This window comes from Pseudomonas sp. URMO17WK12:I11, from assembly GCF_007677725.1.
Classification (GTDB): Bacteria; Pseudomonadota; Gammaproteobacteria; order Pseudomonadales; family Pseudomonadaceae; genus Aquipseudomonas.
Genome location: NZ_VEDF01000008.1, coordinates 285,737 through 296,967 on the forward strand (window position 1 = coordinate 285,737; position 11,231 = coordinate 296,967).

An 11,231-nucleotide genomic window follows, 5' to 3' on the forward strand; every position below is an offset into this window, starting at 1 on the left:
TTGGCTAGGCGTCAAGCATCAACCTTGCCACCTGGGTAAGGTCAATAGCCCAGGCTTGCTCGCCTCAACTCCAGCCCCTGGTGACCCATGGCGATGCGGTACTTGCTGATCTGCCCGGCCTGCAAGGTCAGGCGGGTGCTGCGTTGGTCTTCGATACCGGGTGCGCAGCCGGGCATCTGGCCTGGCAGCAAGCGCAGGCGCACATCGACCGGGCCTGGCGGCAGGTTGAACGAGGTTGCTTGCTCCTGAAACAGGCGCCCGGAGAGTTGATCGTTGAGGTAAACGCCGATCTCACAGCTGGTCGCCACCTCCAGGCGTTCCCGAGAAATGATCAGCACACCGTAGCCCTCGTTACCCTCGGCGCTGACCGGTGGCGCCAAGGCCAATGCGCCCAACAGCCCCACGAGGCCCGCTGCTGTCCTGAACATGAAGAGTCTCCTGCTTGGCAAAACGTCAAAGGCGCAGCTTGGCCGAGGTCTTCACGGATTTCCACCCCGGCCGTTGCGTTCAGAACTTGACCTTGCCGTAATGGCAAGGTTGAGACTGGGTGAAACTTCGATGGAGACGATCAGCATGTACGTATTCAATGTTCAAGGCATGACTTGCGGCCACTGCGTCAAGGCCGTGACCCAGGCAGTCCACGCGCAGGATGGCAACGCCCGAGTGGAAGTCGACCTCGCGGCCAATCAGGTGCGGGTCGACAGTGGCTTGCCCGCGCCGCAGATCATCACGGCAATTGAAGAAGAGGGCTATGCGGCCCAGCTTGCCTGAGCCGCAGCGAGCGATCATCGGCGCGTTATTGTTACGAATGTTTTCATGCAGGGGCGTGCACAGCAGGTAGACTTAGCGGCTTGCTTAGCCTGCTATGGATTTTTATGAACCTGCGAATGGTGCTGATTCTGGGCGCGTTGACCGCGTTCGGACCCTTGGCGATCGACTTTTACCTGCCGGCGTTCCCGGCCATGGCACAAGCGTTCGCTACCGATGAAAAACATGTACAAACCACCTTGGCTGCCTATTTCCTGGGCCTGTCGATCGGCCAGTTGGCCTATGGTCCGGTGGCTGATCGATTTGGCCGGCGCAAGCCGCTGTTGTTTGGCGTGGCGCTGTTCGCCCTGGCATCGCTGGGCTGCGCCTTCGCGCCAAATCTCGACAGCTTGATCGTCGGGCGCTTCATCCAGGCCTTGGGTGGTTGCGCAGGCATGGTGCTGGCGCGCGCCATCGTCAGCGACAAATGCGACCCGGTGGCCTCGGCCAAGGTGTTTTCACAACTGATGCTGGTGATGGGCCTGGCGCCGATTCTGGCGCCGTTGCTTGGCGGTATGTTGATCAACGTGGCCGGTTGGCAGTCGATCTTCCTGGTCTTGAGCCTGTTCAGCGCCGGCGCGCTGCTGGCCATCGGCCTGGGCTTGCCGGAAAGCCTCCCTGCCCACGTGCCGCGCCAGCCGCTTTCAGGTGCTTTGCGCCAGTACCTGCGCCTGGCTGCCGATCGGGTGTATCTCGGTCATGCCTTGACCGGCGGCATCGCCATTGCCGGCATGTTTGCCTATATCGCCGGTTCGCCGTTCGTGTTCATCAAGCTCTACGGCGTTCCCGCCGAACACTATGGCTGGTTGTTCGGCACCAATGCGGCGGGCTTCATCCTTGTGGCGCAGGTCAATGCGCGACTGCTGGCCAAGCGCGGGCCTGCGTTCCTGCTGGTGCGTGCAGTCTGGGTCTATCTGCTCGCAGGACTTGTGCTACTGGCCGTGGCGGCATTGCGTCCGACCCAGCTATGGCCGTTGCTGATTCCGTTGTTCGTCTGTCTTGCCAGCTTGGGTTGCATCATCCCCAATGCGGCGGCGTGCGCCATGAACGGGCAGGGGGCACGCGCGGGCAGCGCCTCGGCGTTGATGGGCAGCTTGCAATTTAGCGTCGCCGCTGCAGCCGCGGCGTTGGTTGGCGTGCTGCATGACGGCAGCGCCGTGCCGATGGCGCTGGTGTTGAGTGTGTGCGGGGCGTTGGTGGTCAGTGTCGCCTTGCTGACCCGGCGCTTGCAGGCCGCGCGCGGCTGATCGGCCGCGCGGTGGCGCACTGTCCTAGGATCGCGGTGGAAGCTTCGCTTTGATTTGCGCTACTTGAGGAACTGCACTGTCAGCAGAGTCGCTGCTTACTCCGGGCGATTGTTCCTCATGTCCTTTGTTTGCCTTTATCTGTCGGTGGCGAGCCTCCTTCCTGGGTAGGCTCGCTGGCATCGAGGGTCGGCCTACCCACGCCCGTTGAGCTGTTCAGCCCGCCTGAGCAGTGCATTGCAGCGGCTTATACTGGCCTGGGCGCTGAGCCTGGGGGCGAACAGCATTGCCAAGGCAGTCCTCGGAAAACCAGACGTGATCATGCGGAGAAACACAGGGACATGAATGCAGCCAGCAGTATCAGTCAGATTGCCGGCCTGATGGCCGACCCCAAGCGCAGCGCAATGTTGTGGGCGTTGATCGACGGCACGCCGCGACCCACCGATGAACTGGCGATGATGACAGGGCTGACGTCTTCCTCGGCCTGCGCCCATCTTTCGCTGCTGTCTTCGGCGGGCCTGCTCAGGCTCGAGGCGCGTGGCCGCAAACGTTACTTCCGCTTGGCCACCCCGCAAGTGGGCGTTGCCGTGGAAGCGCTGGCCAGCGTCCTGCTGGCCACGGACAAGCGCCCAGGCGGCGACGCCCTGCAGCTGCCGATGTCGATGCGCAGGGCACGCCGCTGTGGCGATCACCTTGGCGGTGAGCTGGCAGGTGAGCTGTATCACCGGTTGGTCGTGGCGGGGTGGCTCGATGGCGGCGAAGGCGGGCTGGTGGTCAGCGACGAGGGGCGCAAGCAGCTTGCGGCCATTGGCGTGTACATCGACGCCCTGGCCTCGCGACATCGCCACGTCTGCACCATCTGCCACTGCAATGAGTGGAGCGACCAAGGCCCTCACCTGGGCGGCAGCTTGGGTAAGGCCCTGCTCACGCTGTTTCTGCAATCGGGCTGGATCCGCGAGCAGGACGGCAGCCGGGTGCTGCAGATTTCCGCCGACGGCGTACAGCGGATCAACGGCATCGGCCGGGTGACGACGTTGCAGATGGGCTAGCTGCAACGTCGCGAGGGTTACACCAGGCGGGCGTCCAGGCTGTTCTGCGCCAGCCGGCGAGCCTGGTCTTCGCTCATGCCCAGGTGGGTGTGCAAGGCGTGGAAGTTCTCGGTGACGTAGCCGCCGAAGTAGGCTGGGTCGTCAGAGTTGACCGTAACCTTCACGCCGCGCTCGAGCATGTCGAGAATGTTGTGCTGGCTCATGTGGTCGAACACGCACAGCTTGGTGTTGGACAACGGGCACACCGTGAGCGGGATCTGTTCGTCGATGATCCGCTGCATCAGGCGCTCGTCTTCGATGGCGCGCACACCATGGTCGATGCGCTTGATCTGCAGCAGGTCCAATGCTTCCCAGATGTACTCGGGCGGGCCTTCTTCACCGGCATGGGCGACAGCGACGAAACCTTCGCTGCGGGCACGGTCGAACACGCGCTGGAACTTGCTCGGCGGATGGCCCATTTCCGAGCTGTCCAGGCCCACGGCAATGAAAGCGTCGCGGTACGGCAGCGCTTGGTCGAGGGTCTTGTGCGCTTCGTCCTCGCTGAGGTGGCGCAGGAAGCTCAGGATCAGGCCGCTGCTGATGCCGAGCTGGTCGCGACCATCCTTCAAGGCCTGATTGATGCCGTTGAGCACCACTTCGAAGGGGATACCGCGGTCTGTGTGGGTCTGCGGGTCGAAAAAGGGCTCGGTGTGGATAACGTTCTGCGCCTTGCAGCGCTGCAGGTAGGCCCAGGTCAGGTCGTAGAAATCCTGCTCGGTGCGCAGTACATCGGCACCCTGGTAATACAGGTCGAGAAATTCCTGCAGGTTGTTGAAGGCGTAGGCGCTGCGCAGGGTCTCGACATCGTTCCAGGGCAGGGCGATCTTGTTGCGCTCGGCCAGGGCGAACAACAGTTCGGGCTCCAGCGAACCCTCAAGGTGCAGGTGCAGTTCAGCCTTGGGCAGGGCATTGAGCCAGTCGTACATAGGGTAGATCTCGAATCAGGAACGGTTGCCAGCATTCTACAGGGCTGAGCCGGGCATTGCGCCCGGCCTGTCGCGTTTCTGATCACCAGGTCAACGATTCACCCTTGTAATTGATGAAGCGCAGGCCGCCATTGCCGCTCTGGGCCTTGATCTGCTCGAGCATGCCGCGGGTGCTGGTGAGCACGTCGATTTCGGCATTTTCGCCGCCCATGTCGGTCTTGACCCAACCGGGGTGCATGGCCAGCACGCACAGGTCAGGCCGCTGCAACTCGACCACGAAGCTGTTGATCATTGAATTCAGGGCAGCCTTGCTGGCCTTGTACAGGCAAATCTCACCGCCATCGGGGATGCTCACGCTGCCCAGTATCGAGCTCATGAACGCCAATACACCGCTGCCTTCACGCAGGTTGCCGGCCAGACGGCGGGCAACACGAATGGGGGCCACGGCGTTGGTCATGAACAGCTCGCCGATCGCCTGGGTCTGTACCGTTTCCAGCTCTTGCGGCAATGGCCCCATGACGCCGGCATTGACGAACACCAGGTCGAACACCTGGTCTTGCAGACGCTGCTGCAGGCCGTCGAGCTGCGCGGTGTCGTTCATCTCCAGTTGCTCGATGCGCACCCCCGGTACCTCGGCGAGCGCCCCAGGACGCTGGGGGTTGCGCACCGTAGCGGTGATGGCCCAGCCGTCTTCGTGCAGGCGCTGCACCAGCCCCAGCCCAAGGCCGCGGGATGCGCCGATGATGAGGGCAGTCTTAGTGTTGACCATGAAGGGCTCCTTTGTCGGTTGCGTTGGAAGCGCTCAGCATACGTCAGGCCTGTCCCCCGCGCTTGAAATCGATTGAACAAAAAATGATCAGCACTCTGTAACCGTTAACCATCGCGGGGCTGGCCGGTTGGCTAACGGGTTATCCACAGGCTCGTCCACAGTAAATGTGCGCAACGGCCTGCCAGGGTGGGAAAGCCAGGTGATTCCTGTTGGGGATAACTCGATGAGTGTCAGGCGGTTAGGGCTGTCATCAGATGCTGATCAAATTATGATCAGAGGGCTGCAGCGCTTACCTGGCGTGGCTTGGAGCAGAGTGCCCCAAGCTTATCCACAGCCAGGCCCACAGCAGTTGTGGGCAGATTCACTGCGCCTGCAAGCGGATTCGGCCGCGGCTCAGATCAGCCAGCTGCTGGCGCAGGAGAGCAACGTGGTCAGCACCCACGGCGATCTGCAGGTCGACGCCATTGGCGGTGAACTGTTCGGCCAGTACCAGGCCTTCGGCCTCGGCCAGACGCAATTTGACGAGGGCCAACTCGGCGAAGGTGCAACTGCAGGTGTAGTCGTCGCGTTGCACCAGCAGCCGTTTGCCTGCCTGCTGCAGGCATTTGTTGGCGCCACCCCCGTAGGCGCGCGCCAATCCACCGGTGCCCAGCTGGATCCCGCCGTACCAGCGGATCACCAGCACCACTACCTGGTCGCAGTCCTGTGCCTCGATGGCGGCGAGAATAGGCCGGCCGGCGGTCCCGCCGGGTTCGCCGTCGTCATTGCTGCGGTATTGCCCGGCGATCTTCCAGGCCCAGCAATTGTGTGTCGCGCCGGGGTCGCTGTGGCGCTCGATGAAAGCTGCAGCATCGGCGGCGCTGGTGATCGGCCCGGCCAGGGTGATGAAACGGCTCTTGCGGATTTCTTCGCGAAATTCGCAGAGCTCGAGCAGGGTAGAAGGCATTGGTGGACCAGCTCGTGGTGTCAGGCAGTCGGCTGAATGCCGCACCCCTTGAGAATGATGTGGATAAGGTTGTTGCTCGCGTCTTCCATGTCTTGCTTGGTCAGGCGATTGCGCCCGGTGACCTGGCAGATTTGTGTGGCGAAATCGGCATAGTGCTGGGTGCTGCCCCACAGCAGGAAGATCAGGTGCACCGGGTCGACCGGATCCATCTTGCCGGCTTCGATCCAGGCCTGGAAGACCGCAGCGCGGCCACGGAACCACTCACGGTAGTCAGCACTGAAATACTCGGTCAGGCAATTGCCACCGCTGATCACTTCCATCGCGAAGATGCGCGAAGCCTGCGGGTTACGCCGGGAGAATTCCATCTTGGTGCGGATGTAATGGCTCAGCGCCTGGCCAGGGTCATCCTCCACGCTAAGCGCGTTGAAGGTACTGTCCCACAGCTCGATGATGTTGCTGAGCACGGCGATGTACAGGCCGAGCTTGTTGGTGAAGTAGTAATGCAGGTTGGCTTTGGGCAGGCCGGCTTTCAGCGCGATGGTGTTCATGCTGGTGCCTTTGAACCCGTGACGGGCGAATTCGTCTTCGGCGGCCTGGATGATGGCTTGTTCGTTTTTCTGGCGGATGCGGCCGGCAGGCTTGCCCGAGGCGGCGAGGCGATGCGCAGGGACTTCAAGGGTCATGGACGATTCCGTACAGGTCTGTGGCAACGGATGTCGGACAAGATTACCTGCCTGTGCTCAAGTGACAAGCGTTAGCGTCAGTGGCAGGCATCAGCGTGTCGCAGCCAGACTGTCGAGGAAGCTTTCCAGGACCAGGTTGGGGCGGCGTCCCTTGCGCGTGACCCAGCTCAGGCTGAGGTCATAGAAGCGCTGGCCCGACTTGAGCGCACGCAGGCGCCCTTGCTGAACCCAGAAACTGGCGTAGTGGTCAGGCAGGTAGCCGATGTAGCGGCCAGTGAGAATCAGGAAGGCCATGCCTTCGCGGTCCGAGGCGCTGGCCGTGCAGTTGAGCGCCTGGTAGTGCGCCTGGACCTCGGCGGGCAAGCGAAACGTCGGCGCAATCGCCTCTTGGCTGTTGAGCCGCGCGTCGTCGATCTGCTGGTCGTCGGCGTAGAACAGTGGGTGGCCGACAGCGCAATAAAGCAGTGAACGTTCGCTGTACAGCGGTTGGTAATCGAGGCCCGACAGCGGGCTGGTCTGCGGCACCACGCCGACGTGCAGGCTGCCGTCGAGCACGCCTTGTTCTACTTGGCTCGGGGCGATCATGCGGATCTGGATGCGCACCTCAGGACCGCGATCCTTGAGCTCGGCCAGCGCATGGGTAATGCGCATGTGCGGCAGGGTCACCAGGTTGTCGGTCAAGCCGATGTTCAGCTCGCCGCGCAGGTGCTGATGCAGGCCGTTGACTTCGGTGCGGAAGGTTTCCAGTGCGCTCAGCAATTGCAGCGCCGACTGATAGACCTCGCGACCTTCTTCGGTCAGTGAAAAGCCGGCGCGGCCCCGTTGGCACAGCCGCAGGCCCAGGCGCTGCTCAAGGTCGTTCATCTGCTGGCTGATCGCCGAGCGGCCGATACCCAGCACATTTTCGGCAGCGGAAAAACCGCCGCACTCGACCACGCTGCGGTAGATTTTCAGCAGGCGGATGTCGAAGTCGCTGACTTGCGCGAGAGGATCGGGGCGTCGGCTCATTAGTTTAGTCTTGGGCTAACTGAAGATTACAAATGCAGGCTTTTTCAGACTTTATCCCCGTGCGAATTTAGCTGCAACAACATCCATCGTTGCCTATTCGTATGCCGAGGAACCGCCGATGAACATGCCCGAAACCGCTCACCCCGGTATCGCCAGCCAGCTCAAGCTGGATGCCCACTGGATGCCTTACACCGCCAACCGTAACTTCCAGCGCGATCCGCGGTTGATCGTGGCTGCTGATGGCAACCACCTGGTCGACGACAAGGGGCGCAGGATCTTCGACGCCCTCTCGGGCCTGTGGACCTGTGGCGCTGGGCATACGCGCAAGGAGATCACCGACGCAGTGACCCGTCAGCTCGGTACGCTGGATTACTCGCCAGCCTTCCAGTTTGGCCACCCGCTGTCGTTCCAACTGGCCGAGAAGATCGCCGAGCTCACCCCGGGCGACCTCAATCACGTGTTCTATACCAACTCCGGCTCCGAGTGCTGCGACACCGCGCTGAAGATGGTACGCGCCTACTGGCGCCTGAAGGGCCAGGCCAGCAAAACCAAGATCATCGGCCGTGCCCGGGGTTACCACGGGGTGAACATCGCCGGCACCAGCCTGGGGGGCGTCAATGGTAACCGCAAGATGTTCGGGCAGTTGCTGGACGTCGATCACCTTCCACACACCGTGCTGCCGGGGAACGCGTTCTCCAAGGGCTTGCCGGAGGAGGGTGGCATCGCCTTGGCCGATGAGATGCTCAAGCTGATCGAGCTGCACGACGCATCGAACATCGCTGCGGTCATCGTCGAGCCTCTGGCGGGCTCGGCAGGTGTCTTGCCGCCGCCGAAGGGCTACCTCAAGCGCCTGCGCGAGATCTGCACCCAGCACAATATTCTGCTGATCTTCGATGAGGTCATCACCGGCTTCGGTCGCATGGGGGCAATGACTGGCGCCGAGGCGTTCGCTGTGACGCCTGACTTGATGTGCATCGCCAAACAGGTTACCAACGGCGCCATCCCGATGGGCGCGGTGATCGCCTCGAGCGAGATCTACCACACCTTCATGAACCAGCCGACGCCGGACTACGCCGTGGAATTCCCCCATGGCTATACCTATTCGGCCCACCCTGTGGCGTGCGCGGCCGGTATCGCTGCGCTCGACCTGCTGCAACGGGAAAACCTGGTGCAGTCGGCTGCCGAACTTGCGCCGCACTTCGAGCAGCTGCTGCATGGCGTCAAGGGCACCAAGAACGTCGTCGATATCCGCAACTACGGCCTGGCCGGCGCGATCCAGATCGCCGCGCGCGATGGCGATGCGATCGTACGCCCCTATGAAGCGGCGATGAAGCTGTGGCAAGCCGGCTTCTATGTGCGGTTCGGCGGTGACACCCTGCAGTTTGGCCCGACCTTCAATACCCAGCCGCACGAGCTGGACCGCCTGTTCGACGCAGTTGGCGAAGCGCTGCATAAAATCGACTGACGTTTGGTTTTCGTTGGCTGGTGCAGGGCCTTGATCACGCGCCAGCTTCGACCTTCTTTATCTGGAGTACTGCATGAGCATTGTTCAGCACCTGATTCACGGCGAACTGGTCAGCAACGGTGAGCGCACCGCCGATGTCTTCAATCCGTCCACCGGGCAAGCGGTGCGCAAGGTCGAACTGGCCAGTCGCGCGACCGTGCAAGCGGCGATCGATTCGGCCAAGGCGGCATTCCCGGCTTGGCGCAACACCCCACCGGCCAAGCGCGCCCAGGTGATGTTCCGCTTCAAGCAATTGCTGGAGCAAAACGAAGCACGCATTTCGCAAATGATCAGCGAAGAGCACGGCAAGACCTTGGAAGACGCCGCGGGCGAACTCAAGCGCGGCATCGAGAACGTCGAGTTCGCCTGCGCAGCGCCTGAAGTGCTCAAGGGTGAATACAGCCGCAACGTCGGCCCGAACATCGATGCCTGGTCGGATTTTCAGCCACTGGGTGTGGTAGCCGGCATCACGCCGTTCAATTTCCCGGCCATGGTGCCGCTGTGGATGTACCCGCTGGCGATCGCATGTGGCAATGCCTTCATCCTCAAGCCTTCCGAGCGTGACCCCAGCTCGACCTTGTTCATTGCCCAGCTGTTGCTGGAGGCGGGTTTGCCAAAAGGCATCCTCAATGTGGTGCACGGCGACAAGGAAGCGGTCGATGCACTGATCGAGGCGCCGGAGGTCAAGGCGCTGAGCTTCGTCGGTTCGACGCCGATCGCCGAGTACATCTATGCCGAGGGCACCAAGCGCGGCAAGCGCGTGCAAGCGCTGGGTGGGGCCAAGAACCACGCGGTACTGATGCCCGACGCCGATCTGGACAACGCTGTCAGCGCACTGATGGGCGCCGCTTATGGTTCTTGCGGCGAGCGCTGCATGGCAATTTCGGTCGCCGTGTGTGTGGGTGACCAGGTGGCCGATGCCCTGATCGCCAAGCTGGAGCCGCAGATCAAGGCCCTGAAGATCGGCGCCGGTACCTCGTGCGGACTGGACATGGGGCCATTGGTGACCGCCGCTGCGCGGGACAAGGTGGTGGGCTACATCGACGAAGGCGTGGCGGCGGGTGCCAGGCTGGTGGTCGACGGTCGTGGCCTGCGTGTGGCGGGTAACGAGGATGGCTACTTCGTCGGCGGTACCTTGTTCGACAAGGTCACCCCAGAGATGCGCATCTATAAAGAAGAGATTTTTGGCCCAGTGCTGTGCGTGGTGCGCGTGAACAGCCTGGAGCAGGCCATGCAGCTGATCAACGAGCATGAGTACGGCAACGGTACCTGCATCTTTACCCGGGACGGTGAAGCGGCGCGGCTGTTCTGCGATGAGATCGAAGTCGGCATGGTCGGGGTCAACGTGCCATTGCCGGTGCCGGTGGCCTACCACAGCTTCGGCGGCTGGAAGCGCTCGCTGTTTGGCGATCTGCATGCCTACGGACCGGACGGTGTGCGTTTCTATACGCGCCGCAAGGCGATCACTCAGCGCTGGCCGCAACGCGCCAGCCACGAAGCGTCACAGTTTGCCTTCCCAAGCCTTTGACGGGTTGAAGTGAAGCGGGGAGGCCGAGTGGCCTCCCCGCTTTGTTTTTCAGCGATATCTGCATTTAATCAAATTAACGGTTGACGCCCTCTCGAATCCCCTTATAATGCGCCCCACTTCCAGCGACAACGGAACGAGAAACTCCTTGAGATTCAACGAGTTAGATTGTTCAGGCGGTGCTGGGAGCGCTTCGATCGTCAGATCGGCAGCGGTTGAGATGAATGGTTGACAGCGGTTTTAAACGCTGTATTATTCGCCTCCCGCTACGAGAGATCGCAGCGAGTCAAGTGTTTGAAGCTAAACGAGTTTCTCGCAAAAAACTTCAAAATAAACGCTTGACAGCAAATGAGGAAAGCGTAGAATGCGCGCCTCGGTTGAGACGAAACGCTCTTAGCCAAACGCTCTTTAACAAATCGAATCAAGCAATTCGTGTGGGTGCTTGTGAGTACGGACTGATAGTCACAAAGATTATCAGCATCACAAGTGGCCATGCGAGAAATCACATAGTCATTTGAGATTGCTGAGCCAAGTTTAGGGTTTCTTAAAAACCCAAGCAGTATTGAACTGAAGAGTTTGATCATGGCTCAGATTGAACGCTGGCGGCAGGCCTAACACATGCAAGTCGAGCGGATGACAGGAGCTTGCTCCTGGATTCAGCGGCGGACGGGTGAGTAATGCCTAGGAATCTGCCTGGTAGTGGGGGACAACGTTTCGAAAGGAACGCTAAT

The 11,231-nt window shown here is 61.4% G+C and carries 11 protein-coding genes and 1 rRNA gene; 6 read left to right on the forward strand and 6 right to left on the reverse strand.

The features are described from left to right. Window positions 1–41: 41 nt before the first annotated feature. Window positions 42–428, reverse strand: a complete 387-nt coding sequence (locus FS665_RS17110; RefSeq protein WP_145190844.1) for a hypothetical protein — start codon at window positions 426–428, stop codon at window positions 42–44. A gap of 145 nt (window positions 429–573) precedes the next feature. Here FS665_RS17110 and FS665_RS17115 point away from each other — a divergent pair, with 145 nt between their 5' ends. The 3 genes from FS665_RS17115 (at window position 574) to FS665_RS17125 (ending at window position 3,100) form a co-directional block, all read left to right on the forward strand. Next, window positions 574–771: a heavy-metal-associated domain-containing protein gene (locus FS665_RS17115; protein WP_145190846.1), complete on the forward strand. Its 198-nt coding sequence runs from the start codon at window positions 574–576 to the stop codon at window positions 769–771. Window positions 772–875: 104 nt separating this feature from the next. Then, the gene (locus tag FS665_RS17120) at window positions 876–2,054 is read left to right on the forward strand and encodes a multidrug effflux MFS transporter (protein ID WP_145190848.1); all 1,179 of its coding nucleotides are present in this window, start codon (window positions 876–878) and stop codon (window positions 2,052–2,054) included. Window positions 2,055–2,392: 338 nt separating this feature from the next. Further along, entirely contained in the window at window positions 2,393–3,100 is a 708-nt protein-coding gene (locus tag FS665_RS17125; RefSeq protein WP_145190851.1) for a helix-turn-helix transcriptional regulator, read from the forward strand. A 17-nt stretch (window positions 3,101–3,117) separates the two neighbouring features. Here the strand turns inward: FS665_RS17125 and FS665_RS17130 are convergent, their stop codons facing one another. The 5 genes from FS665_RS17130 to FS665_RS17150 all read right to left on the reverse strand — a co-directional run bounded on the left by FS665_RS17130 (window position 3,118) and on the right by FS665_RS17150 (window position 7,471). Next, window positions 3,118–4,065: an adenosine deaminase gene (locus FS665_RS17130; RefSeq protein ID WP_145190854.1), complete on the reverse strand. Its 948-nt coding sequence runs from the start codon at window positions 4,063–4,065 to the stop codon at window positions 3,118–3,120. Window positions 4,066–4,147: 82 nt separating this feature from the next. Next, a complete protein-coding gene (locus FS665_RS17135) occupies window positions 4,148–4,834 on the reverse strand; it encodes an SDR family oxidoreductase (protein ID WP_145190857.1) in 687 nt (228 codons plus the stop codon). A 361-nt stretch (window positions 4,835–5,195) separates the two neighbouring features. Next, window positions 5,196–5,780 carry a YigZ family protein gene (locus FS665_RS17140; protein ID WP_145190860.1) on the reverse strand — a complete coding sequence of 195 codons (585 nt, stop codon included), beginning with the start codon at window positions 5,778–5,780 and terminating at the stop codon, window positions 5,196–5,198. A gap of 20 nt (window positions 5,781–5,800) precedes the next feature. Further along, complete coding sequence (locus FS665_RS17145; protein WP_145190862.1) at window positions 5,801–6,463, reverse strand: TetR/AcrR family transcriptional regulator; 663 nt, start codon at window positions 6,461–6,463, stop codon at window positions 5,801–5,803. 90 nt (window positions 6,464–6,553) lie between these two features. Further along, window positions 6,554–7,471 carry a LysR family transcriptional regulator gene (locus tag FS665_RS17150; protein WP_145190865.1) on the reverse strand — a complete coding sequence of 306 codons (918 nt, stop codon included), beginning with the start codon at window positions 7,469–7,471 and terminating at the stop codon, window positions 6,554–6,556. 118 nt (window positions 7,472–7,589) lie between these two features. Between FS665_RS17150 and FS665_RS17155 the strand changes: the two genes are divergently transcribed. The 3 genes from FS665_RS17155 to FS665_RS17165 form a co-directional block, all read left to right on the forward strand. After that, entirely contained in the window at window positions 7,590–8,936 is a 1,347-nt protein-coding gene (locus tag FS665_RS17155) for an aspartate aminotransferase family protein (RefSeq protein ID WP_145190868.1), read from the forward strand. Between the two features lie 73 nt (window positions 8,937–9,009). Beyond that, entirely contained in the window at window positions 9,010–10,503 is a 1,494-nt protein-coding gene (locus FS665_RS17160) for a CoA-acylating methylmalonate-semialdehyde dehydrogenase (protein WP_145190871.1), read from the forward strand. A gap of 561 nt (window positions 10,504–11,064) precedes the next feature. Then, window positions 11,065–11,231 (forward strand): 16S ribosomal RNA (locus tag FS665_RS17165); the annotation flags it as partial.